Origin of the sequence: Candidatus Methylomicrobium oryzae (genome assembly GCF_016745425.1) — a bacterium.
Lineage (GTDB): Bacteria > Pseudomonadota > Gammaproteobacteria > Methylococcales > Methylomonadaceae > Methylomicrobium > Methylomicrobium oryzae.
Genome location: NZ_JAERVK010000001.1, coordinates 80,280 through 104,258, shown reverse-complemented (window position 1 = coordinate 104,258; position 23,979 = coordinate 80,280). Strand labels below are relative to the sequence as shown.

Sequence of the window (23,979 nt, the reverse complement as noted above, 5' to 3'; positions counted from 1 at the left end):
GATCTGCAGTAATCGATTACCAACGATAATGCGAGAATGCCTTGTTCGCTTCCGCCATACGGTGCGTATCTTCCCGCTTCTTCGCTGCAGCGCCACGATTTTCGTAGGCATCCATTAATTCGCCCGCCAATTTGGCCGGCATGTTCTTTTCATTTCTTTTACGCGACGCGTCGATCAACCAGCGCATCGCCAATGCCACACGGCGAGATGGACGCACCTCAACCGGCACCTGATAGGTCGCACCGCCCACGCGGCGCGATTTCACTTCGACGCGCGGCTGTACATTTTCAAGCGCTTTAGACAAAACATCCAGAGGCTCGCCATGACCTTTGCTTTCGATCACATCCAGAGCACCATAAACGATGCTTTCCGCAATGGATTTCTTGCCGCTTTCCATGATCATATTCATGAACTTGCTCAGCATCACACTGCCGTAACGCGGATCCGGAATGATTTCTCTTTTGGTAGCAACTCTTCTTCTAGACATAGCTTATCAACCTGTTATTTGCCTTTCGGCCGTTTGGTTCCATACTTGGAGCGACCGCATTTTCTGTTATTGACACCAGAAGTATCGAGACTGCCGCGCACGACGTGATAACGCACGCCTGGCAAGTCCTTGACCCGGCCACCTCTAATCAAAACCACAGAGTGCTCTTGCAGGTTGTGACCTTCGCCGCCGATGTAGCTGCTGACTTCAGCGCCGTTGGTCAACCTAACCCGCGCCACTTTACGCAGCGCCGAATTCGGTTTCTTAGGTGTAGTGGTATAAACACGCGTGCAAACCCCCCGACGCTGCGGACAGGCTTCCAATGCTGGAACATTGGTTTTTTCGATTTTCTTGGCACGTGGCTTACGGACCAATTGGTTGATCGTGGCCATTTTTCTAATTACTCCGATATCAATTAACTGCCAGATTATAAAAAAATAACCGCCTGGCTTTAGCGGGCCGGCGGTTATCGGTTTTTTCGACCTGACCAATCACGTTAGTTCATGTTAGCCGTTTATGATACTGACAAAGTTTGGCCAGGTCAAGACGAATTTACATTAAAATGTAATTTAACTCGGTACTTACAGATTCAGCGCCTGTTTGAGAGCCTCTTCCACATCGCTCGCATCGACCGCCGATGCCGCTTCGGATTCGGCTACCTGATACTGCGCAGCGCGATTCTTCCTGTTTTCGTGATAAGCCAAACCGGTTCCCGCCGGAATCAATCGGCCCACGATCACGTTTTCTTTTAACCCTTGCAGACTGTCGCTCAAACCGCGAACCGCCGCATCGGTCAATACACGTGTTGTTTCCTGGAACGATGCCGCCGAAATGAATGATTCGGTTGCCAATGAAGCCTTGGTGATGCCCAACAAGACCGGTTCATAGCTGGCCGGAATTTTGCCTTCGGTTTCCATGCGGTCGTTCTCTTCACGCAACGCGGCGCGCTCGACCTGATCGCCTTTCAGGAAGGACGTATCGCCGGAAGCGGTAATCTCGACTTTTCTCAGCATCTGGCGAATGATGGCTTCGATGTGCTTGTCGTTGATCTTTACCCCTTGCAGACGGTAAACATCCTGAATTTCTTTAACCAGATAATTCGCCAGCTCTTCAACACCGCGCAGACGCAGAATGTCGTGCGGAGTCAACTCGCCTTCGGCAATCGTTTCACCCTTTTCGACATATTCGCCTTCGAATACGGTGATATGGCGCCACTTCGGAATCAGGGTTTCCACCTGTTCGCCGGCCGTATCGGTAATGATCACGCGCTGCTTGCCTTTGGTTTCCTTGCCGAAAGACACGGTTCCGCTCGTTTCGGCCAAAATTGCCGGATCCTTGGTCTTGCGGGCCTCAAACAAGTCAGCAACGCGCGGCAGACCGCCGGTAATGTCACGGGTTTTCGAAGACTCTTGCGGAATTCTGGCCAACACGTCACCGACCTTCACCTCGCCGCCGTCTTTGATGCCGACGATCGCACCGGCAGGCAGAAAGTACTGCGCAGGAATTTCGGTTCCCGGCAAAAAGATCGCTTCGTCGGCGACGCCCACCAGTTTAACCATCGGACGCAATTCCTTGCCCGCACTGCCGCGCTGCTTCGGATCGGTAACCACCAACGAACTCAAACCGGTCACTTCGTCCGAGATTTTTTGTACGGTCACGCCTTCATGGAAGTTTTCCAGTTTGACGACACCGTCCACTTCGGTAATAACCGGATGCGTATGCGGATCCCAGGTGACGATAATGTCGCCTGTGTTCACGCGACCGCCTTCTTGCACCGACAGCACCGCGCCGTATGGAATCTTGTAGCGCTCTCTCTCACGGCCGTAATCGTCGACCACGCCGACTTCACCGGAACGCGAAACCGCGACCAGATTGCCTTCGCGGTTCAAAACCGACTTCAGATTGCTCAATCTTACCGTACCGGACGATTTGACCTGTACGTTACTGATCGCCGCAGACCGGGAAGCCGCGCCGCCGATGTGAAAGGTCCGCATCGTCAACTGCGTACCGGGTTCGCCGATCGACTGCGCCGCGATAACGCCGACCGCTTCACCGATATTGACCAGATGCCCCCGCCCCAAATCGCGGCCGTAGCAGGCCGCACACACACCGTAACGGCTTTCGCAGGTAATGATCGAACGCACCAGCACCTGATCGATGCTCTGCTCTTCGAGCACGTTGACCCAATGTTCGTTCAACAGCGTATTGGCCGGAACGACCACTTTTTCGCCGCTCGCATCCATCACGTCTTTTGCCGCGACACGACCCAACACACGTTCGGACAGAGGTTCCACAACATCGCCGCCTTCGATGATCGGCATCATGATCAAACCATTTTCGGTACCGCAATCGTCACCGGTAATCACCAGATCCTGAGCGACGTCGACTAGACGGCGGGTCAGATAACCCGAGTTCGCGGTCTTTAACGCCGTATCAGCCAGACCCTTCCGAGCACCGTGGGTTGAAATGAAGTATTGCAATACGTCCAGCCCTTCGCGAAAGTTTGCAGTGATCGGAGTTTCGATAATCGAACCGTCCGGCTTCGCCATCAATCCCCGCATCCCCGCCAGCTGACGAATCTGCGCCGCGGAACCCCGCGCGCCCGATTCGGCCATCATGAAGATCGAGTTGAACGATTTTTGCTTAACCGTTTGCCCTTCAGAATTAACCACCGACTCTTCACCGAGGCCATCCATCATCACCTTAGCAACCTGATCGTTTGCGTGCGACCAGATGTCGACAACCTTATTGTAACGTTCACCGTCGGTAACCAGACCTGACGCATACTGGCTTTGAATCTCGCTGACTTCCGCTTCGGCGGCCGTAATGATGTCGACTTTCTTAGCCGGAATCGCCATGTCTTCGACACCGAACGACACGCCGGCGATCGTCGCGTAACGGAAACCGAGATACATCAGCTGATCCGCCAGGATAACCGTATCCTTGTTGCCGAGGTAGCGGTAGCAGTAGTTGATCAGGCGCGAGATGTTCTTTTTGGTCATGTCGCAGTTGACCAATTCGAACGGCATCAGCTCGGGCACGATGTCCCAGATCAGTGCGCGGCCGACCGTGGTTTCGACGCGATGGGTTTTCTCGGTGATTTCTCCGTTTTCGGCTTTGGTTCTTTCAGTGATCCGCAGTTGAATCTTCGACTGCAGTTCCACCGTTTTTTCCATCAGCGCTTTTTGTAGTTCACCGACGCTAACGAAGATGCCGCCTTCGCCTTTCGCATTGACTTTTTGCCGGCTGATGTAATACAGCCCCAACACCACGTCCTGAGACGGATTGATTACCGGCTCGCCGTTCGCGGGCGAGAGGATGTTGTTGGTCGCCATCATCAGCGTTCTGGCTTCGAGCTGCGCTTCGAGCGACAGCGGAATGTGCACCGCCATCTGGTCGCCGTCGAAGTCCGCGTTGAACGCGCTACAGACCAAAGGATGCAGCTGGATCGCCTTGCCTTCGATCAGAATCGGCTCGAACGCCTGAATACCCAGACGGTGCAGGGTCGGCGCGCGGTTCAGCAGGATCGGATGCTCGCGAATCACTTCCTCTAAAATATCCCAAACCTCGGCGCCTTCGCGCTCGACCATCTTCTTGGCCGCCTTGATCGTGGTCGCATGGCCGCGGAACTGCAGCTTGCTGAAAATAAAAGGCTTGAACAATTCCAACGCCATTTTTTTCGGCAGACCGCACTGATGCAGGCGCAAGGTCGGACCGACCACAATTACCGACCGGCCGGAATAGTCGACCCGTTTCCCGAGCAGGTTCTGCCGGAAACGCCCCTGCTTGCCCTTGATCATGTCGGCCAGGGATTTCAAAGGACGCCGGTTGGTGCCGGTAATCGCCCGGCCGCGGCGGCCGTTGTCGAGCAGGGCATCGACCGATTCCTGCAGCATCCGCTTTTCGTTGCGCACGATGATGTCCGGCGCATTCAGATCCAGCAAGCGGTTCAAGCGGTTGTTCCGGTTGATCACGCGGCGATATAAATCGTTCAGATCGGATGTCGCGAAACGGCCTCCGTCGAGCGGCACCAAGGGACGCAGCTCCGGTGGCAGTACCGGCAGCACCTTCAGGATCATCCATTCCGGCCGGTTGCGTGAACTCAGCAGGGAATCGATCACCTTCAGGCGCTTCGAATATTTCTTAATCTTGGTTTCGGAATTGGTCGAATTGATTTCCTCGCGCAACACATTGACCTCTTCCTTCAGGTCGATTGCCTTGAGCAAGTCGTAAATCGCTTCGGCACCCATTTTCGCAACGAAATCGTCACCGTGCAGCTCGACCGCATCAAGGTATTCGTCGTCGGTCAACAACTGGCCTTTGTTCAGCGGCGTCAGGCCCGGATCCAGTACCACGAAGGATTCGAAATACAGTACGCGCTCGATCTCACGGAGCGTCATGTCGAGCAACAGCGCAATCCGCGACGGCAGCGATTTCAGGAACCAGATGTGCGCAACAGGGCTCGCCAGCTCAATGTGGCCCATCCGCTCGCGGCGGACTTTCGACAGCGTCACTTCAACGCCGCATTTCTCGCAGATCACGCCGCGGTGCTTCAGGCGCTTGTATTTTCCGCACAAACATTCATAGTCGCTGACCGGCCCGAAAATCTTCGCGCAGAACAGGCCGTCGCGCTCCGGCTTAAAGGTGCGGTAGTTGATCGTTTCAGGTTTTTTGACTTCCCCATAGGACCAGGCACGGATCATATCGGGAGATGCCAAGCCAATCCGGATGCCGTCGAAATCTTCGGCCCGGCCTTGACGCTTCAAAAAATTCATTAAATCTTTCAAGAGTTTACCCTCTTTAAATTTAAATAAGTCCCGGAAGCTGGGTTCCGGGACAGGCTACCGGTTATACGCCAAGCTGGCGTTTAATCGCGTTCCAATTCGATATTGACCGCCAATGAGCGGATTTCCTTGATCAATACGTTGAACGATTCCGGCATGCCGGCATCCATCTTGTGGTCGCCGTCGACGATGTTCTTGTACATCCGCGTCCGGCCGGTCACGTCGTCGGACTTGACGGTCAGCATTTCCTGCAAGGTATAAGCCGCGCCGTAAGCTTCGAGCGCCCAGACTTCCATTTCCCCGAAACGCTGGCCGCCGAACTGGGCCTTGCCGCCCAGCGGCTGTTGCGTAACCAAGCTGTATGGACCGGTCGATCTCGCATGCATCTTGTCGTCGACCAAGTGGTTCAGCTTCAGCATGTACATGTAGCCGACCGTCACTTCGCGTTCGAACGCTTCCCCTGTCAGGCCGTCGTACAGCACGGTCTGCCCGTGTTCCGGCAGATCCGCCAGCCTGAGCATGGTACGGATGTCTTCCTCGGTCGCACCGTCGAAGACCGGCGTCGCCATCGGCACGCCGCCGATCAGATTTTGGGCCAATTCCAGAATCTCTTTATCCGAGAAGGAGTCCAGATTTTCTTGCCGACCGCTCGAATTGTAAATCTTGTCCAGATACTCGCGAATCTCGTTGATCTTGGCTTTCGCTTCGAGCATCTTGCCGATCTTGATGCCGAGCCCTTTCGCGGCCCAGCCCAAGTGCGTTTCGAGCACTTGGCCGACATTCATCCGCGACGGTACGCCGAGAGGGTTCAACACAATATCGACCGGATTGCCGTCGGCGGTATAAGGCATATCCTCGACCGGTCGGATCATCGAGATAACTCCTTTGTTTCCGTGCCGGCCCGCCATCTTGTCGCCCGGCTGGATGCGCCGCTTGACCGCCAGGTACACCTTGACCATTTTCAATACGCCGGGCGGCAGATCGTCGCCCATCGTGATCTTCCTGCGCTTGTTCTCGAACTTTTCATCGAACGCCTTGCGCTGCTGCTCGATTTGTTCGGCCGCCGCTTCGATCTGCACGTTGATATCTTCGTCTTTCATTCGGATCTTCAGCCAGTCCGAATGTTTCAATCCGGCCAGATAATCCGCGGTCACCTCGCTGCCGGCCTTCAAATGCCCAGGGCCCGATTGGGCGGTCTTGCCGGTGATCGCCTTGGCGATCCGCGCATAGATATCGCCTTCCAGGATTTTCAGCTGGTCGTCCAAGTCTTTCCGGTAACGCTTGATTTCAGCGTCTTCGATCTCCAGCGCGCGCTTGTCTTTCTTAACACCGTCGCGAGTAAAGACTTGCACGTCGATCACGGTGCCTTCGATGCTGCTCGGCACGCGCAACGAAGTATCCTTCACATCCGCCGCCTTCTCGCCGAAAATCGCGCGCAGCAACTTTTCTTCCGGCGTCAGCTGGGTTTCGCCCTTCGGCGTCACCTTACCGACCAGAATGTCGCCCGGCTTCACTTCAGCGCCGACATAGACGATTCCGGATTCATCCAACTTTGACAACGCTTCTTCGCTGACGTTCGGAATATCGGCGGTAATCTCTTCCGGGCTGTGCTTGGTATCGCGTGCGACGCAGGTTTTTTCTTCGATGTGAATCGTAGTGAAGCGATCCTCCTTTACGACGCGTTCGGAAACCAGAATCGAGTCTTCGAAGTTATAGCCGTTCCACGGCATGAATGCGACCAGCATGTTCTGGCCGAGCGCCAGCTCGCCGAGATCGGTCGAAGGGCCATCGGCCAGAATATCGCCTGCCTTCACGATATCGCCCGGCTTGACCAGTGGCTTCTGGTTGATACAGGTATTCTGGTTCGAACGCGTATATTTGGTCAGATTGTAAATATCGACACCCGGCGCACCGGTTTCGGTTTCAGTGTCGTTCACACGCACCACGATTCTAGCCGCATCAATCGCTTCGATGCTGCCGCCGCGCGTCGCCACCACGGCCACGCCGGAGTCTTTCGCGACGGTCCGTTCCATACCGGTGCCGACCAGCGGTTTTTCGGCGCGCAAGGTCGGCACGGCCTGACGCTGCATGTTCGAACCCATTAACGCACGGTTCGCGTCGTCGTGTTCGAGGAACGGAATGATCGAAGCCGCGACCGACACGATCTGTTTCGAAGACACGTCCATATACTGCACGGTATCAGACATCGCCAGCGTAAACTCGTCTTTGTGTCGGCACGACACCAGACCTTCGATCAGCCTGCCGTTTTCATCGACAGGTACGCTCGCCTGCGCGATCACGTACTCACCCTCCTCGATCGCGGAGAGATAATCAACCTGATCGGTGACTTTGCCGTCGATCACCTTACGGTAAGGTGTTTCCAGGAAGCCGTATTCGTTCGTGCGGGCATAAACCGACAACGAGTTGATCAGACCGATGTTCGGCCCTTCCGGCGTTTCGATCGGACAAACCCGGCCGTAATGCGTGGTGTGGACGTCGCGCACCTCGAAACCCGCTCGCTCGCGCGCCAGACCGCCCGGCCCCAGAGCCGAAACCCGGCGCTTGTGAGTCACCTGCGACAACGGGTTGTTCTGATCCATGAACTGCGATAACTGGCTCGAGCCGAAGAATTCCTTGACCGCAGCAGAAACCGGTTTCGCATTGATGATTTCCTGCGGCATCAGGCCTTCGGAATCAGCCAGGGTCAAGCGCTCCTTGACCGCGCGCTCGACGCGCACTAGGCCGACCCGGAACTGGTTTTCGATCATTTCGCCGACCGATCGTACGCGTCGGTTGCCCAAATGGTCAATGTCGTCGACATTGCCGTTGCCGTTCCGGATATCGATCAGTTCTTTCAGGACATCAATGATGTCTTCCTTGCTCAGTGTGCCGGGTCCGACAATTTCGGTTCGGCCCAGACGGCGGTTGAATTTCATCCGACCGACTGTCGACAAGTCGTAACGTTCGTCGGTAAAAAACAGATTCTGGAACAGATTTTCAGCCGATTCTTTGGTCGGCGGCTCGCCGGGACGCATCATCCGGTAAATTTCGACCAAAGCCTCCATCTGGTTGGTAGTGACGTCCAGACGCATAGCATTCGAAATGTAAGGCCCTCTGTCCAGGTCGTTCACAAACAGCGTGTCGATCTCGGTGATGCCATGCTCAATGAAGCGCTCGATCGCGGCAAGCGTCAGCTCGTCGTTAACGCTGGCCAGCAATTCACCGGTCGAATGGTCAATAATATTATTGGCAAGAATCTTGCCGACCAGATAGTCTTTCGGTACCGCAACTTGGGTCAGGCCCGCCGCCAGCATTTGGCGGATATGCTTGCTGGTAATGCGGCGGCCTTCTTCGACAATCACCTGGTCGCCGTGCTTGATATCGAATGCTGCAATTTCGCCACGCATTCTTTCGGGCACGATATGGAACAGCACCTGATCGGCGTCGATCGTAAATTTGTTGGTTTCGAAGAAGATCTTGATGATTTCTTCGTTATCCATGCCCAGTGCCCTAAGCAAGATGGTTGCCGGGATTTTACGGCGGCGGTCGATACGCACATACACGCAATCCTTGTGGTCGAACTCGAAGTCCAACCAGGAGCCGCGATAAGGAATGATGCGCGCATTGAATAACAGCTTTCCAGACGAATGGGTTTTGCCCTTGTCGTGATCGAAGAACACGCCGGGCGAACGGTGCAATTGCGAAACGATGACCCGCTCGGTGCCGTTAATCACAAATGTCCCGTTCTCGGTCATTAAAGGAAGTTCGCCCATATAAACTTCCTGTTCACGAATGTCCTTTACCACTTTAGCGGTTGCAGGCGCATCCTTGTCGTAAATAACCAGCCGAACCAAGACTCTTAGCGGCGCCGCAAAGGTCGCACCGCGCTGCTGGCATTCACGGACATCGAATACAGGCTCGCCCAAGCGGTAGCTGACATATTCCAGCACGGCATAGCCGGAGTGGCTTTCAATCGGAAATACGCTGGAGAAAGCCGCATGCAGCCCCATATTGGCACGCCGCTGCGGGGAAACGCCGGATTGCAGGAAACTGGCGTATGAGTTAATCTGGGTGGCTAAGAGATATGGCACGTCAAGTACTTCGGTACTTTTGCCAAAATTGTTACGGATACGCTTTTTTTCGGTAAAAGAGTAGGACATATCGATTCCAAACCTTTTCGTCATAGACTGTTTTTACTGTTTTTCGACTGGAAACAGTAAAAGGCCGGTGATAATTCTACCACCAGCCGTACTCATTTGGCTTGCGCCGGATTTTGATCAAATGCAATTATTTGATTTCGACAGTTGCGCCTGCTTCAAGCAATTGCTTTTTGAACTCTTCGGCTTCGGCTTTCGATACGCCTTCCTTCAAGGTAGTCGGTACGCCTTCTACCGCGTCTTTCGCTTCTTTCAGACCCAGACCGGTGATACCACGAACCGCCTTAATGACGCCGACTTTGTTTTCACCGAAGCCAGTCAAGATGACATCGAATTCGGTTTGCTCTTCAACCGCTGCTGCCGCACCGCCTGCCGCCGGAGCTGCAGCCACTGCAACCGCTGCGGTCACGCCGAATTTTTCTTCCATCGCCGAAATCAAATCAACGATTTCCATCACGGTCATGTTCGCAACCGCATCCAGGATGTCTTCTTTTGTTACTGCCATCTTAATATACCTCTAAAAATTTGTGTAAACGGGTGAATTCAAGCTTATGCCGCTTCTTTCTGGTCTCTGATCGCCGCCAAAGTACGCGCCAATTTGCTGACCGGCCCTTTCATGACCGACATCAACATCGCGATGCCTTGTTCACGGTTCGGCAAGCTCGCCAAACGCGCCAACTCGGACGGACCATAGGCCTGACCGCCGATCGCTACGACTTTCGTGACCAACTTGTCGTGCGTTTTGGCAAATTCGTGAATTAATCGCCCGGCCGAACCTGGATCTTCCATCGAGAATGCCAGCAATAACGGACCGACAAGGCCGGATTGCATGCATTCGAATTCGGTTCCGGCGACTGCGCGTCTTGCCAGGGTGTTTTTGACCACTCGCAAATATACGCCCGTCTCTCTCGCGGTCTTACGCAATTCGGTCAGTTCCGTTACGCTCAGACCACGATATTCTGCAGCGATGGCAGAATGAGCTTTAGCGGCATATTCAGCGACTTCTTCGACAACAGCTTTTTTGCCGTCTAAATTTAGTGCCACAGCCTACCTCCGGTAAGTTGCTGGATAAGTTGCCCAGCGTGATAAAACGCATCCGTTATGATGCCCCTCACGGACCCTTTCCCCAATATGTTAGGTTCCAGCTTCCGTCTGCGCAGGAAATTAAGTTTATGCAACACCTGCGGTCTTTGACGGTTGCCGTTGTTACCGGCAACCCAAAGTCTATCCAGCCTTTAGATCGAAAGACTGTTTTGGTCCAGCCACAGGCCGGGACCCATCGTTGACGATAAGGTAATTTTTTTGATGTAAATGCCCTTCGATGTTGCAGGCTTGGCTTTCTTCAGGTCAGCCAGCAACGCTTCCAGATTGCCCTGAATTGCGGCCGCATCGAAGCTGATCTTACCGAGCGTACAATGAATGATGCCGGCTTTGTCTGTACGGTAACGGACCTGACCGGATTTGGCATTTTTTACGGCGGACGCGACATCCGGCGTTACGGTGCCGACTTTCGGATTCGGCATCAGGCCGCGCGGACCCAGGATCTGGCCAAGCTGACCGACGACACGCATTGCGTCGGGGGATGCGATCACGACATCGAAGTTCAATTCGCCTCTCTTGACCTGATCGCCCAGATCGTCCATCCCGACGATATCGGCACCTGCCGCTCTGGCTGCGTCGGCGTTCGGGCCTTGCGCAAACACAGCGACGCGTACGGATTTTCCGGTACCGTTCGGCAAAACGGTCGCACCTCTGACGTTTTGATCGGATTTACGCGGATCGACACCCAGATTCACGCTAACATCGATCGATTCGCTGAATTTCGCGGTGCCCAGCTCTTTCAACAGCGCAACCGCGTCGGTAACCGAATATTGCTTGGTTCTTTCGACCTTGCTTCTGATTAATTTCGCTTTTTTAGATAACTTGGCCATTACAAGCCCTCCACGTTCAAGCCCATGCTGCGCGCACTGCCGGCAATCGTTCTGACCGCTGCTTCCAGATCCGCCGCATTCAAATCTTCCATTTTGGTCTTGGCAATTTCTTCCAACTGTGTACGGGTGACGGTGCCGACCTTTTTGGTATTCGGATTGCTGCTGCCGCTCTTGATGCCGCTGGCTTTCTTCAGCAAAATTGTTGCCGGCGGAGTCTTGGTAATGAAAGTAAAACTGCGGTCGCTGTAAACGGTAATTACGACAGGCAACGGCAAACCTTTTTCGACATCTTGAGTCTTGGCGTTGAACGCCTTGCAGAACTCCATAATGTTGACACCGCGCTGACCCAATGCCGGACCAACCGGTGGACTTGGATTCGCCTCACCTGCTTTGACTTGCAGTTTGATGTATGCTGTAATTTTTTTAGCCATTATTACTCCAAATTGGGTGCAAACGCATTTCTGCTCCCCCAGACATAAAAATCCCCGTCTTATGCAGACAGGGATTCAGATAACGACAAACTGTAGTTTCTCAGCTTTTTTCGACCTGATTGAAACTCAGCTCAACCGATGTTGATCGTCCAAAGATCAAAACAGACAATTTCAATTTGCTTTTTTCGTAGTTGACTTCTTCGACGACCCCGTTGAAATCTTTGAACGGCCCGTCGATAATCCGAATCACTTCGCCCACTTCGAACAGAACCTTCGGTCTCGGCTTATTAATTCCTTCTTCAACCCGGTTCAGAATCGACATCGCTTCTTTTTCGGAGATCGGCGCAGGCCTGTCCGACGTACCCCCGATGAATCCCAACACTCTCGGCACATCGCGCACCAAATGCCAAGTCTCGTCGGTCAATTCCATCTGCACCAGCACGTAGCCTGGAAAAAACTTCCTCTCGCTTTTTCGTTGCTGCCCCAAGCGCATTTCGACGATTTCTTCGGTTGGCACCAGAATCTTTCCGAAGTATTGTTCCAATCCCTCTCGCTTGATTCTTTCTTCGAGCGCTTGCTTTACCTTACTTTCGTAATTTGAGTAAGCGTGCACCACATACCATCGCAATGCCATTTGATTACCCGCCTTGGCCCGTTAAAAGACGTACGCCCCAAAAAAGAAACATATCCAGCAACCAAAGAATCAATGCCACAACCGTCACCATCGCAAACACCAGCAGGGTAGTACGGGTCGTTTCATCTTTCGTTGGCCAAACGATTTTTCTGACTTCGATCTTCGATTCCTGCATAAAAGACCATACAGATCTTCCCAATCCGGTCGTAAACATCAAACCCAGAACCGCGCCAATGACCACGACCAAACCAAGCACTCGGTAAATCAGCTGCACCTGCTCTGAAAAATAATAAAATGCAGCGACACCGCCGACCACCAATACTACGGAAAAAACTTGCTTAACAATATCCAGTATTGATGTCTGAGCTTCGGCTTGTGTATTCATATTTTTAAAGTCAGCAAAATGCTTTCGGGTTATTCGTAATGGCAGGCCAGGAGGGTCTCGAACCCCCAACCTGCGGTTTTGGAGACCGCTGCTCTACCAATTGAGCTACTGACCTGTTACGAAAACCTACAGAACTGCGAATTTTAACTTAATCGTAATTATTATTCAACAATGCTGGCCACAACGCCCGCACCGACGGTACGGCCGCCTTCGCGGATTGCAAAACGCAACCCTTCGTCCATTGCGATCGGCGAGATCAGGGTGATTTCGACCGCGATGTTGTCGCCCGGCATCACCATTTCAGTGCCTTCCGGCAGCTTGACCGCACCGGTCACGTCGGTGGTCCGGAAATAAAACTGCGGACGGTAGCCATCGAAGAACGGGGTATGACGACCGCCTTCTTCCTTGGACAACACGTAGATTTCCGCCTTGAACTGCTTGTGCGGCTTGATGGTGCCTTTTTGCGCCAACACCTGGCCGCGCTCCACGTCATCGCGCTTGGTGCCGCGCAACAGGATGCCGACGTTGTCGCCCGCCTGGCCTTGATCCAACAGCTTACGGAACATTTCCACACCGGTGCAGGTGGTGGTCTGGGTCGGACGGATGCCGACGATTTCCACTTCCTGGCCGACCTTGATGATGCCGCGCTCAACCCGCCCGGTCACCACCGTACCCCGACCCGAGATCGAGAACACGTCTTCGATCGGCATCAGGAAGGCGCCGTCCACGGCCCGTTCCGGCAGCGGGATATAGGTATCCAGCGCCTCAACCAGCTTCACAATCGAGGGCACACCCACTTCGCTTTGGTCGCCTTCCAGCGCTTTCAGCGCCGAACCGACGATGATCGGGGTGTCATCCCCTGGGAATTCATACAGGTCCAGCAACTCACGGATTTCCATTTCAACCAGGTCGATCAGCTCGGCATCGTCCACCATGTCCGCCTTATTCAGGAACACCACGATGTAAGGCACCCCGACCTGACGGGACAACAGGATGTGCTCGCGGGTCTGCGGCATCGGGCCGTCCGCCGCCGAGACCACCAGGATCGCTCCGTCCATCTGCGCGGCACCGGTGATCATGTTCTTCACGTAGTCGGCATGACCCGGGCAGTCCACATGCGCATAATGGCGCGTCGAAGATTGGTATTCCACGTGCGAGGTGGCGATCGTAATCCCCCGCGCCCGCTCTTCCGGCGCATTGTCGATTTGGTCGAATGCTTTGACTTCGCCGCCTTGCAGCTCCGCCATGACCTTGGTCAAAGCAGCGGTCAAGGTGGTCTTGCCGTGGTCGACGTGTCCGATCGTGCCGACATTTACGTGTGGCTTGCTACGGGAAAATTTCTCTTTGGCCATCTGAATAAACCCTGTAAAAACATTTCAAATTTCTGGAGCCCATAACCGGATTTGAACCGGTGACCTCTTCCTTACCAAGGAAGTGCTCTACCTACTGAGCTATATGGGCAGCGTCTCAGAATTTTTTTTTGGAGCGGGTGATGGGAATCGAACCCACGTGATCAGCTTGGAAGGCTGGAGTTCTACCATTGAACTACACCCGCATACTTCAAAAAAGTTGGTGGAGAGGGGAGGATTCGAACCTCCGAAGGCAGAGCCGGCAGATTTACAGTCTGATCCCTTTGGCCGCTCGGGAACCTCTCCGATAACGAGTTAGTCGCTTATTATCTTCTATTAAAACCCTTTTGTCAACAAAAGATTTAGCAAATGATTCAAAAATTCCAGCTCCTAAATATTGATTTTGTTCATCGCCGCATCGATTTCGCCCACCACCATTTGAGGAACGAAACTCAAGCCGGTTTTGATTGCACCGTCCAGCAAATCTGCTTCCTGCTTGGACGGCACAGATAAAACAAAATCCGCTACCACTTTTCCGGCTGGCGGACGACCTATCCCCAACCTTAAACGGTAAAAATCCTTTGTATTCAAATGAGCAATAATGTCACGCAAACCATTGTGCCCAGCATGCCCACCATCTTTTTTCAATTTGACGACACCCGGATTAAAATCGAGCTCATCATGCACAACAAGCACTTGATCCGCCTGAAGCTTATAATATTTCAACAGCGCCGCGACTGACTGCCCGCTGCGATTCATAAAAGTCGCGGGCTTTAATAATAGGAGTTTTTCACCTCCTACCCTACACTCAGCAAACTCACCCAAAAACCGCGGAGCCTGCGCAAATGCGGAACCCAAATCGCGCACGAGACAATCTACAAACAAAAACCCGGCGTTGTGCCGGGTCTTTTCATATTGCCGCCCAGGATTTCCCAAACCAACAATAAGCTTTATCACCCTTTTTAAGCAGCCGACTCGTCTTGACCTACTTTACCGGGCATCATCGACACTACCGGCAGATCGTGCTCCGGACCTTGCGCCAACGCGACGATTTCAACACCAGCAGGCAACACGAGATCAGACAGATGGATCGACGCCCCAATATCCAGATTCGCCAAGTTGACCTCAATAAATTCAGGCAAGGCGCCCGGCAGACATGATACTTCGATATCAACCAAAGAGTGCGCCGCAACACCACCCTTCTTACCGCCAACCGAAGTGCTTTCGTTGATAAAATGCAACGGCACATGCACCTTGATCGCTTCAGTCATACTAACCCGCATGAAGTCAAGATGCATGATCTGGAATCTGGCCGGATTGCGCTGAACACCCTTTAAAACCGCTTTTTCGGTTTTGCCATCGATCGTCACATCGAGAATATGAGAATAAACCGCTTCGTGCTCAAGATGCTTAATCACTTCGTTATGATTCAAAACCAGCATTTGCGGCTCTTGATGACCACCGTATATCACAGCCGGAACATCGCCTTGGCGGCGCGCGTTTCTTGCCGCGTTTTTTCCTGACCGCCCACGAGCCTGAGCAACAAATTCGAATACGTTAGACATTTTATCTCTTAACCCCGCGCATCAACGCGCAAAACTTTATTTCTATCAATCGACATACAGAGAACTGACCGACTCACCGACGGCAATACGCCGGATGGTTTCAGCAAGCATCTCAGCCACACTGAGCTGCCTAATCCTTCCCAGCGCCTCGGCCTCCGGGCGCAGCGGAATCGTATCAGTCACCACCAACTCATCCAACACCGAGCGCTCGATATTCGAAATAGCCGCACCCGATAAAACAGCATGCGTGCAGTAAGCCACCACCTTGAGCGCCCCATGATCTTTTAGCGCCTTTGCCGCATGACATAAGGTACCCGCCGTATCGACAAGATCATCAATCAGAACGCAACTACGACCTTCGACGTCGCCGATGATATGCATCACTTCCGACACATTCGCTTTCGGACGTCGCTTGTCGATAATCGCAAGATCAGCATCATCCAATCTTTTGGCTAACGCACGGGCTCTTACCACCCCCCCGACATCAGGCGACACCACCATCAGCCTGTGATATTTCTGCCGCCACACATCCCCCAAAAGAATCGGCGACGCATACACATTATCGACAGGGATATCAAAAAAACCTTGAATCTGATCCGCATGCAGATCAACGGTCAACAACCGATGCGCCCCAGCCTGCTCGATCATCTTCGCCACAAGCTTAGCCGTAATCGGCACTCTCGCCGAACGGGTGCGCCGGTCTTGCCGGGCATAACCATAATAGGGGATCACTGCCGTGATCCGCGATGCCGACGCCCGCTTTAGCGCATCGATCATCACCAATAGTTCCATCAAGTTATCGTTATTCGGCGAACAGGTCGGCTGGATCACAAAAACGTCCTTACCTCGAACGTTTTCCCCGATTTCGACAGCCACTTCGCCGTCGCTGAACCGCCCCACACTCGCCAAACCGAGCCGCATATTGAGCTTCCTTACAATACCTTCTGATAAAGCCAGATTGGCATTTCCGGAAAACACCATCATTGCGGCTTCATTCATTTTTTTACTCCTAAAATGAACTCGACTTGATGCGGATGAAATTGGCTGGGCCGCAAGGATTCGAACCTTGGTATGCGGGGATCAAAACCCCGTGCCTTACCGCTTGGCGACGGCCCAATAATTCATGAAATATTCTCGACAGCCCTGAGCTTCGCATACAAAGGGGACTCATTAACCCCCTTGACCAAATAGCACTGCCACTTGGCAGTGAGCGACCGATAAGCGCTCTTCGCGGACTGTTCCGAATCAAACTGCGCAAAAACACAAGCCCCAGTCCCTGTCAACCTGCCTTCGGCAAATTCGGATAAAGCAACCAGAGCATCTTTTACTGCCTGGTAGCGCCGCTCCACCACATCAAGACAATCATTTTGATGTTGACCGGCGATAAAGTCAGATATTCTGATCGACTTACTGTCCCTTGTCAAGTTTTTATCAGAAAAAATTTCTCCGGTATTCACATGACAGTCTGGACGAATCACCACCGTCCAACACTCCGGCACTTGGATCGGCTCCAATTTTTCTCCGACACCCTCGCCCCAGGCCGCCTGACCGAACACAAAGACCGGCACATCGGCGCCCAGGCTTAATCCGAGCTGTATTAACCGCTCGACCGGCAAGCCCAATCCCCACAAATAATTCAGCGCGACCAGAGTGGTGGCGGCATCGGAACTGCCACCGCCAAGCCCACCCCCCATCGGTAGGTTTTTTTCGACCTCGATCCTGACCCCGCCGGCATATCCGGCCTCCGCCTTCAGCAACCGAGCCGCTCTGACGGTCAAATCGTCAGCCTCCGAAACTCCCGGCAACGTTTGATTAAGACTGACACTGTCTTCGTCGACCGGATGAAACCGGATCCAGTCGCACAAATCGATGAACTGAAAGACCGTTTGCAGCAAATGGTAGCCATCGGGACGGCGGCCGGTGATGCGCAACATCAGGTTCAACTTGGCCGGCGCCGGCCACTTCTCGGTCCAGGCAGGCAGATTAACGCATTTTTCCGTCATGGAGTGTCCATTCATTGATAATCAATTTTAACTTGACTCGATCATTTGCGACCGACATTTTGCGCGGCAAGAGCCATTGCCCGACTTGCTGCATCGCCTGGAACGCAACCGTCCAGCCCGCCTGTGTGAAGCCTTTATCACTTTCCTCGAAGTCCAGCTCAGGCTCCGGCACTCCCAGAACCCAGTAACGCAACGAAGTCACCGGCACGAACATGCCCAGACGTTGATTAATGAAACCTTCGGGATCGCCGGAAGATTCTACCTTGCCGCTGCCCTCGGCCACCGTCACCGTTTCGCCGGAGAGATGAATTTTCACCATGCCCTGCCCTAATGGGCCCGACAAGCTGATTTGCTCATCGTCGCGCCGGTGCGACCAAGCCAGGTCGGCAGTCCAGGAATCCTGCGTACCCGTCAGCGCAACCCGCCCATCCAACGACCAGGGCTCCAGATAATAAAGCGCCTGATTTACTGCTTTGGAATAGGAAACTTCGGGGGGAGCGGTGGCGAAGAGCGAGCAGCCTGTTAATGACGCGGCTAAAACCAGACACAGCAGCCATCGAACGCTTTTCCGCACCGAGGCCAGCCTCTTCGGCCCGCTCCGGCCATCAAGCTTGAGTTCGATCTGCATCGTTTATATTTCTATATCTGTCGGGCGCTTTATTCCGAGCGATTCAATATCCTTTGTCTGAAATCGAGCAGATACTCATCGTCCGGAGTTTCCTTAAAAGCTCTGTCGAACAACTTTTTTGCATCTTCCTTTCTGCCCAGCACCCACAGCACCTCGGCAAGGTGAGCCGCGATTTCGTTTTCCTTCTGTTTGGCATAAGCTTGCTCTAGATACCTGAGCGCCTGCTCTGCCTTTCCCTGCTTGAACAGCAGCCAACCGTAGCTGTCCAGAATGACCGGCTCATCAGGCTGCAATTTCAATGCCCGCAACAAATAGCCCTCAGCTTCGGACAGGCGCGAAGGAAAACTCAGCAAGGTATAGCCCAGCGCATTCAGCGCTTCCGCATTATCGGGGTATTGCGCCAGAATTTTCTTCAGATCGGATTCCAACACATCCAGCTTGTCTATACGCTCGGCGACCAACGCGCGCGTATAAAGCAATTCTTTGCTGTCCGGCTGCTCGGCGAGCGCAGAGCTCAATTCGTCATAGGCATCCTGATAGCGCTTCTGCTGATTCAGCAGCTCAGCCTTCATCAGCGTAATACGGACTCTTTCCTTCGGATAGCTGTCCTGCATCGCCTGCAGCCGCGAAAACGCCTCTTCGTACTGTTTGTCATGGGCCAGCAGATTGATCGCCGCGACTCCCGCTTCGAAATTGAAAGGCTCTTCGCGGACCTGGTCGTACCAATTCAGCGCTTTTTTAGTATTTTCCCGCTTTTCTTCCAGCTTGCCGAGATAAAACCGGGCCTGGTCCTTCCACTCGTCTTCGCCAAGCAATTTCTTCAGGATCTCTTCGGCCTCACTCTCGCGATCCATCTGGATATGCACCAGCGCCAGCGCCAGCCAACTCTCGAAATCCTTCGGGTCCTTTTCGACCAGCTTTTGATATACCTTGCCCGCTTCGTCATATTCGCCGGTCTTAATCAGGAACTGCGTCAGCATCTTGCTGATTTTCTGGTTATCCGGGTATTTCTGATGCGCGTTGCGCAAAAAAGCCACCGCTTTCGGCAAATCGCCGGACATGACCGCAATTTGCGCCCGAAAGGCCAAAGCCTTGTCCCAATCGGGCTGAAGCTTCAACGCCCGCTCAATCTTTGTTTCCGCAACCTCCTGATTTTTCATCTGCATCGCGATGATCGACTGGAGATAGTACACGGTCGCCTGATTGGGACGTTTGACCGACAACGCTTCCAAAGCGTCATAGATGACTCGCAGCTTGCCTTCGCTTTGCAGCGCGGACGCCAATTCCAGTATTGAACTTTCGAAACCCGCCGCATCGTTGTCCAAAATCACGGTCAGATGCTCCAGCGTTTTTTGCTGGTTGCCCGCCTCAAGACTGGACAATACGGCAAGCTTTCTGGCGGTAAGATTCTGCGGATCCTTTTTAAGCCATAACGTCAACGACTTGTTTAATTTTTTCGGATCTTTCAAGTACATTGCGATCATCGCTGCCCGCTCGGCAGGTTTTGGATCCTTGACCCGCTTGGCGGCTTCGATATAGCCCTCATAGGCCAGATCGTACTGGCCGCGCTGACCGGCGAGCTCCGCCGACATCAGCATGAATAGCACATCCTGGTCGATTTCTGTTTTCGCTTCTTTTCGTTTGGGGAGTTCGTTCTGGATAGACGGCTCGGCTGTCAGGGCCGCCGGCGCTTGCTGTTTTTCTGGCGAGCTGGCGCAACCATTGAGTAAAATAGGAGTTAACACCGCAAACAATCTAAAAATTAACACAAAAACATCCTATAATTCGTTGACCTATGATTATAAGGAAAATCGGATGACTCTCGCATCTAAATTTGTTCTATCAAGCGCGAGCGGGATGCATCAGCCCCATCCACATAGACACATGGACGAGCGCAAAGATCAATCCGGCAGCTGCCGTTTGAAATTATCGGTAAAACCATGACACTTCTTGCCGTAGGGCTCAATTACAACACTGCGCCGCTGGCAATCCGTGAGCGCCTGGCCTTCCCAGCCGACATGCTGGATTCGGCTTTGCAGGAATTGGGGCGGATCAAGGAAATCAGCGAAGCGGCGATTCTGTCGACCTGCAACCGCACCGAATTTTATTGCAAGACCGAGGTTCCAAATCAGCAGATATTGATCGACTGGGTCGCCAACAGCAGAAATATCCGCCCCGACGATTTTGCACCTTATCTCTATTGCCACACAGACACCCAACTGATCCGGCACATGTTCCGCGTCGCCAGCGGCCTGGATTCGATGATCCTCGGCGAACCGCAGATTCTGGGGCAAATGAAATCCGCCTATCAGGCCGCGCTGGAAGCGGGCACGATCGGCAAACAGCTCGGCAAACTGTTTCAGTCGACTTTTGCGGCCGCCAAAAAAGTCCGCACCGATACCGCGATCGGCTCCAGTCCGGTTTCAGTCGCTTTTGCCGCCGTGCAAATGGCACAGCAGATTTTCGATAAGCTCAGCGATCAAACCGCGCTGCTGATCGGCGCCGGCGAAACGATCGAACTGACCGCCCGGCACCTGACGCAGCAGGGCATCGGACGCCTAATCATCGCAAACCGGACGTATGATAAGGCCCATATTTTGGCAATGCAATTCAACGGCTTTGCGATCGCCTTGTCGGAATTGCCAGACCATCTGGACGAAGCCGACATCGTGATTTCCTCGACCGCCAGCCAGTTGCCGATTCTCGGCAAGGGCCGCGTCGAAAGCGCACTGAAGAAACGCAAACACAAGCCGATCTTCATGGTCGATCTGGCGGTTCCGCGCGACATTGAAGCGGAAGTCGAGCAACTGAACGACGTCTATCTTTATACGGTCGACGATCTGAAAAACGTGATCGATCAAAACATGAATTCGCGCCGCCGCGCCGCCGAACAGGCGGAAGAAATCATCGACACCCAAGTCGGCCATTTTCTGGCTTGGCTGCGTGCACAAGGGGCTCAAACGACGATCCAGGATTATCGGCGGCAGGCCGAGCAAATCAGAAACGAAACTTTGCAAAAAGCGTTCGCCATGTTAAAAAATGGCACCCCGCCCGAAGAAGCATTGAACCGTCTGGCCCATAGCTTGACCAATAAGCTGATTCACACTCCGAGCGCGCAAATCCGGGCCGCCGCCGAAAACGAAAGACATGACCTCGTCGCCGCGGCCCGCGAAATTCTGAAATTACACCATACTCAATGAAAGACTCCATCAAGCTCAAACTGGAAAATCTAAGCGAACGTTACGAAGAAATCGCCGCCCTTCTCTCCCAGCCCGAAGTCCAAAACAATCAAAAGCAACAACGCTCATTGAGCCAGGAATACGCCCAGATCGGCCCGCTGGTCGACTGTTACCGGCGTTATGTGGAAGCACAGGACCGGCGCCTGTCCGCCCAGGAAATGGCCGGCGACAGCGATCCCGATATGCGCGAACTGGCCAAGGAAGAGTTCCGTGAGGCGGAAGCGCTGGTCGAATCGCTCGAACACGAACTGCAGATCCTGCTGCTGCCGAAAGATCCGAACGACAACCGCAATATTTTTCTCGAAATCCGGGCCGGCACCGGCGGCGACGAAGCGGCGATCTTTTCCGGTGACCTTTCCCGGATGTATCAGCGTTATGCCGAACGGAAAGGCTGGCAGACCGAAGTAATCAGCGAAAATCCAGGCGATCACGGCGGCTATAAGGAAATCATCCTGCGCGTCTCCGGCCGCGACGTGTATTCGCAATTGAAATTCGAATCCGGCACGCACCGGGTGCAGCGCGTTCCCGAAACCGAATCGCAGGGCCGCATCCATACCTCGGCCTGCACGGTCGCGATCATGCCCGAAGTCGAGGAGGTGGATGCGATCGACATCAATCCGGCCGACCTCCGGGTCGATACTTACCGCGCTTCCGGCGCCGGCGGACAGCACGTGAACCGGACCGAATCGGCGATCCGGATTACCCACATTCCGACCGGCGTCGTAGTTGAATGCCAGGACGAACGTTCGCAGCATAAAAACCGCGCCCGCGCGATGTCATTGCTATCGGCACGCCTGCTCGCCGCGGAGCAGGAAAAACAGAACTCCGAACAGGCCAAGTCGCGCAAGCTGCAGGTCGGTTCCGGCGACCGCTCTGAGCGCATTCGGACTTATAACTATCCGCAAGGCCGTCTGACCGATCACCGGATCAACCTGACGCTGTACAAACTCGACGACATCATGGAAGGCGGCCTCGAACAAGTGATACAGCCCTTGACCAACGAGCATCAGGCCGAGCTTTTGACCCAGCTCGGCGAAGAATAACCCGGATGGGCACGATAACGACATTACTTGAAGACGCCGTCTCCCGGCTGTCGAACAGTTCCGATTCGGCCGCGCTCGATGCGGAAATCCTGCTCTGTCTTTCGTTGGAAAAACCGCGCTCCTATCTGCGCGCCTGGCCCGACCGGAAACCCGAGCCGCAGCAAATCCGGCGGTTTCAGGCGCTGCTGCGGCAGCGCCTACAGGGCGCGCCAATCGCTTATCTAACCGGCCGCCGCGAGTTCTGGTCGCGCGAATTCCGGGTCACCCCCGCCGTACTGATCCCGCGCCCCGAAACCGAGCTGCTGATCGAGATCAGTCTAGCCTTGCTGCCGCACGACCGGCCCGCAAAAATCATCGATCTCGGCACCGGCTCCGGAATCATCGCGGTCACACTGGCCAAAGAATTGCCCCAAACCGAAGTAATTGCCACCGATTTCAGTCAAGCGGCGCTGGAAATCGCGAAATACAATGCCGAACAACACGGTGCGGCTCATATCCGTTTTCTGCACAGCGACTGGTTTACTTCGGTGCCGTCGGCCGCTTTCGACCTGGTGGTCAGCAACCCTCCCTATATCGCCGAAAACGATGTCCATCTCGGCCAGGGCGATGTGCGCTTCGAGCCCAGAAGCGCCCTGACGGCGCCCAGCCAGGGGCTGGCCGACATTCGAACGATTGCGGGCGAAGCCCGACGCTATCTCCGTACCGGCGGCCATCTGTTGATCGAGCATGGCTATGACCAAGAATCGGCCGCGCAAGCGATTTTCCGGGACGCAGGTTATGATCAGGTGCAAACCTATAAAGACCTGTCCGGCCAGCCCCGGGCCACCTACGGAAGAAATAGAGCAAGCTAAAGGCTCCCAAACCAAAAACCGAATCTGCAGCCATGATTATTTCGCCTTGAGCCTCTCACCTTAATCCATGCACGAACAACAAGAAATCCATATTCCCCGCAAACTTGCCCAGCAACTGCTCCATCTCGCGCAAATCTCGCCCGATACCGAAATTTGCGGACTGGTCGGCGGCAAAAACGGCATCGCTCAAACCTGTTATCCCATCATAAATGTGGCGGAACATCCGGAGCGACGTTTTCTGCTCGACCCCAAACAACAAATCGCCGCGATGGCGGCGATGCGGGATCAAGGCGAAGAACTGTTTGCGATCTACCATTCGCATCCGGCCGCGCCTGCATTTCCCTCCGGAACCGATCTGGAACAGGCCGCCTATCCCGAAACCTCATATCTGATCATCTCGCTGAATACCAAAGGCATCCTGGAAATGCGCGGTTTCAGAATCGCCGCTCAAACTGCCAACGAAATCAGATTGGTGCTGACCGAGAATTAACG

The 23,979-nt window shown here is 54.0% G+C and carries 21 protein-coding genes and 5 tRNA genes; 4 read left to right on the top strand and 22 right to left on the bottom strand.

The annotated features are described in order from the left end of the window. Positions 1-16: 16 nt before the first annotated feature. The 22 genes from rpsG to JJL52_RS00405 form a co-directional block, all read right to left on the bottom strand. On the bottom strand, positions 17-487 hold the full coding sequence (gene rpsG / locus JJL52_RS00510) for a 30S ribosomal protein S7 (RefSeq protein ID WP_202050435.1): 471 nt from the start codon (positions 485-487) through the stop codon (positions 17-19). Positions 488-501: 14 nt separating this feature from the next. Beyond that, on the bottom strand, positions 502-879 hold the full coding sequence (gene rpsL, locus JJL52_RS00505; protein ID WP_005373976.1) for a 30S ribosomal protein S12: 378 nt from the start codon (positions 877-879) through the stop codon (positions 502-504). Between the two features lie 189 nt (positions 880-1,068). Further along, entirely contained in the window at positions 1,069-5,274 is a 4,206-nt protein-coding gene (gene rpoC, locus JJL52_RS00500) for a DNA-directed RNA polymerase subunit beta' (RefSeq protein WP_202050434.1), read from the bottom strand. 80 nt (positions 5,275-5,354) lie between these two features. Next, positions 5,355-9,431: a DNA-directed RNA polymerase subunit beta gene (gene rpoB, locus JJL52_RS00495; RefSeq protein WP_202050433.1), complete on the bottom strand. Its 4,077-nt coding sequence runs from the start codon at positions 9,429-9,431 to the stop codon at positions 5,355-5,357. 127 nt (positions 9,432-9,558) lie between these two features. Beyond that, a complete protein-coding gene (gene rplL, locus JJL52_RS00490; RefSeq protein ID WP_202050432.1) occupies positions 9,559-9,933 on the bottom strand; it encodes a 50S ribosomal protein L7/L12 in 375 nt (124 codons plus the stop codon). Between the two features lie 44 nt (positions 9,934-9,977). Then, the gene (gene rplJ, locus JJL52_RS00485; RefSeq protein ID WP_202050431.1) at positions 9,978-10,472 is read right to left on the bottom strand and encodes a 50S ribosomal protein L10; all 495 of its coding nucleotides are present in this window, start codon (positions 10,470-10,472) and stop codon (positions 9,978-9,980) included. A gap of 191 nt (positions 10,473-10,663) precedes the next feature. Then, positions 10,664-11,359: a 50S ribosomal protein L1 gene (rplA, locus tag JJL52_RS00480; RefSeq protein ID WP_202050430.1), complete on the bottom strand. Its 696-nt coding sequence runs from the start codon at positions 11,357-11,359 to the stop codon at positions 10,664-10,666. Further along, positions 11,359-11,790: a 50S ribosomal protein L11 gene (rplK, locus tag JJL52_RS00475; RefSeq protein ID WP_202050429.1), complete on the bottom strand. Its 432-nt coding sequence runs from the start codon at positions 11,788-11,790 to the stop codon at positions 11,359-11,361. Before rplK ends, rplA begins: the two co-directional genes overlap by 1 nt. A gap of 100 nt (positions 11,791-11,890) precedes the next feature. Further along, complete coding sequence (gene nusG / locus JJL52_RS00470; RefSeq protein WP_005373997.1) at positions 11,891-12,424, bottom strand: transcription termination/antitermination protein NusG; 534 nt, start codon at positions 12,422-12,424, stop codon at positions 11,891-11,893. A 4-nt stretch (positions 12,425-12,428) separates the two neighbouring features. Further along, on the bottom strand, positions 12,429-12,809 hold the full coding sequence (gene secE, locus JJL52_RS00465) for a preprotein translocase subunit SecE (protein ID WP_202050428.1): 381 nt from the start codon (positions 12,807-12,809) through the stop codon (positions 12,429-12,431). Positions 12,810-12,848: 39 nt separating this feature from the next. Continuing rightward, a tRNA-Trp gene (locus JJL52_RS00460) sits at positions 12,849-12,924 on the bottom strand. A gap of 46 nt (positions 12,925-12,970) precedes the next feature. Then, the gene (gene tuf / locus JJL52_RS00455; RefSeq protein WP_202050427.1) at positions 12,971-14,161 is read right to left on the bottom strand and encodes an elongation factor Tu; all 1,191 of its coding nucleotides are present in this window, start codon (positions 14,159-14,161) and stop codon (positions 12,971-12,973) included. Positions 14,162-14,194: 33 nt separating this feature from the next. Then, a tRNA-Thr gene (locus tag JJL52_RS00450) sits at positions 14,195-14,270 on the bottom strand. A gap of 20 nt (positions 14,271-14,290) precedes the next feature. Beyond that, positions 14,291-14,364, bottom strand: a tRNA-Gly gene (locus JJL52_RS00445). 15 nt (positions 14,365-14,379) lie between these two features. Then, positions 14,380-14,464, bottom strand: a tRNA-Tyr gene (locus JJL52_RS00440). A gap of 84 nt (positions 14,465-14,548) precedes the next feature. After that, complete coding sequence (pth, locus tag JJL52_RS00435) at positions 14,549-15,115, bottom strand: aminoacyl-tRNA hydrolase (protein WP_202050426.1); 567 nt, start codon at positions 15,113-15,115, stop codon at positions 14,549-14,551. Between the two features lie 5 nt (positions 15,116-15,120). After that, the gene (locus JJL52_RS00430) at positions 15,121-15,723 is read right to left on the bottom strand and encodes a 50S ribosomal protein L25/general stress protein Ctc (RefSeq protein ID WP_202050425.1); all 603 of its coding nucleotides are present in this window, start codon (positions 15,721-15,723) and stop codon (positions 15,121-15,123) included. 45 nt (positions 15,724-15,768) lie between these two features. Beyond that, entirely contained in the window at positions 15,769-16,722 is a 954-nt protein-coding gene (locus JJL52_RS00425; RefSeq protein ID WP_005374006.1) for a ribose-phosphate diphosphokinase, read from the bottom strand. Between the two features lie 42 nt (positions 16,723-16,764). Then, positions 16,765-16,839 (bottom strand) — tRNA-Gln (locus JJL52_RS00420). A gap of 5 nt (positions 16,840-16,844) precedes the next feature. Then, positions 16,845-17,726 (bottom strand): 4-(cytidine 5'-diphospho)-2-C-methyl-D-erythritol kinase, encoded by an 882-nt coding sequence (gene ispE, locus JJL52_RS00415; protein WP_202050424.1) that lies wholly within the window; start codon positions 17,724-17,726, stop codon positions 16,845-16,847. After that, positions 17,707-18,354: a lipoprotein insertase outer membrane protein LolB gene (lolB, locus tag JJL52_RS00410; protein ID WP_202050423.1), complete on the bottom strand. Its 648-nt coding sequence runs from the start codon at positions 18,352-18,354 to the stop codon at positions 17,707-17,709. The genes ispE and lolB overlap by 20 nt, the downstream gene beginning before the upstream one ends. A gap of 29 nt (positions 18,355-18,383) precedes the next feature. Next, complete coding sequence (locus tag JJL52_RS00405) at positions 18,384-20,123, bottom strand: tetratricopeptide repeat protein (protein ID WP_202050422.1); 1,740 nt, start codon at positions 20,121-20,123, stop codon at positions 18,384-18,386. Between the two features lie 171 nt (positions 20,124-20,294). Here JJL52_RS00405 and hemA point away from each other — a divergent pair, with 171 nt between their 5' ends. The 4 genes from hemA (at position 20,295) to JJL52_RS00385 (ending at position 23,977) form a co-directional block, all read left to right on the top strand. Then, positions 20,295-21,554 (top strand): glutamyl-tRNA reductase, encoded by a 1,260-nt coding sequence (hemA, locus tag JJL52_RS00400; protein WP_202050421.1) that lies wholly within the window; start codon positions 20,295-20,297, stop codon positions 21,552-21,554. Beyond that, complete coding sequence (prfA, locus tag JJL52_RS00395) at positions 21,551-22,636, top strand: peptide chain release factor 1 (RefSeq protein ID WP_202050420.1); 1,086 nt, start codon at positions 21,551-21,553, stop codon at positions 22,634-22,636. The genes hemA and prfA overlap by 4 nt, the downstream gene beginning before the upstream one ends. A 5-nt stretch (positions 22,637-22,641) precedes the next feature. Then, complete coding sequence (prmC, locus tag JJL52_RS00390; protein WP_202050419.1) at positions 22,642-23,487, top strand: peptide chain release factor N(5)-glutamine methyltransferase; 846 nt, start codon at positions 22,642-22,644, stop codon at positions 23,485-23,487. Positions 23,488-23,554: 67 nt separating this feature from the next. After that, entirely contained in the window at positions 23,555-23,977 is a 423-nt protein-coding gene (locus JJL52_RS00385) for a M67 family metallopeptidase (RefSeq protein WP_202050418.1), read from the top strand. Positions 23,978-23,979 lie beyond the last annotated feature (2 nt).

Bases quoted from the DNA above. Each gene is read 5' to 3' on its own strand.
- rpsG (WP_202050435.1), bottom strand. From the start codon at position 487: ATGTCTAGAAGAAGAGTTGCTACCAAAAGAGAAATCATTCCGGATCCG.
- rpsL (WP_005373976.1), bottom strand. From the start codon at position 879: ATGGCCACGATCAACCAATTGGTCCGTAAGCCACGTGCCAAGAAAATC.
- rpoB (WP_202050433.1), bottom strand. From the start codon at position 9,431: ATGTCCTACTCTTTTACCGAAAAAAAGCGTATCCGTAACAATTTTGGC.
- rplL (WP_202050432.1), bottom strand. From the start codon at position 9,933: ATGGCAGTAACAAAAGAAGACATCCTGGATGCGGTTGCGAACATGACC.
- rplA (WP_202050430.1), bottom strand. From the start codon at position 11,359: ATGGCCAAGTTATCTAAAAAAGCGAAATTAATCAGAAGCAAGGTCGAA.
- rplK (WP_202050429.1), bottom strand. From the start codon at position 11,790: ATGGCTAAAAAAATTACAGCATACATCAAACTGCAAGTCAAAGCAGGT.
- nusG (WP_005373997.1), bottom strand. From the start codon at position 12,424: ATGGCATTGCGATGGTATGTGGTGCACGCTTACTCAAATTACGAAAGT.
- secE (WP_202050428.1), bottom strand. From the start codon at position 12,809: ATGAATACACAAGCCGAAGCTCAGACATCAATACTGGATATTGTTAAG.
- tuf (WP_202050427.1), bottom strand. From the start codon at position 14,161: ATGGCCAAAGAGAAATTTTCCCGTAGCAAGCCACACGTAAATGTCGGC.
- JJL52_RS00430 (WP_202050425.1), bottom strand. From the start codon at position 15,723: ATGTCTAACGTATTCGAATTTGTTGCTCAGGCTCGTGGGCGGTCAGGA.
- JJL52_RS00425 (WP_005374006.1), bottom strand. From the start codon at position 16,722: ATGAATGAAGCCGCAATGATGGTGTTTTCCGGAAATGCCAATCTGGCT.
- ispE (WP_202050424.1), bottom strand. From the start codon at position 17,726: ATGACGGAAAAATGCGTTAATCTGCCTGCCTGGACCGAGAAGTGGCCG.
- lolB (WP_202050423.1), bottom strand. From the start codon at position 18,354: ATGCAGATCGAACTCAAGCTTGATGGCCGGAGCGGGCCGAAGAGGCTG.
- hemA (WP_202050421.1), top strand. From the start codon at position 20,295: ATGACACTTCTTGCCGTAGGGCTCAATTACAACACTGCGCCGCTGGCA.
- prfA (WP_202050420.1), top strand. From the start codon at position 21,551: ATGAAAGACTCCATCAAGCTCAAACTGGAAAATCTAAGCGAACGTTAC.
- prmC (WP_202050419.1), top strand. From the start codon at position 22,642: ATGGGCACGATAACGACATTACTTGAAGACGCCGTCTCCCGGCTGTCG.
- JJL52_RS00385 (WP_202050418.1), top strand. From the start codon at position 23,555: ATGCACGAACAACAAGAAATCCATATTCCCCGCAAACTTGCCCAGCAA.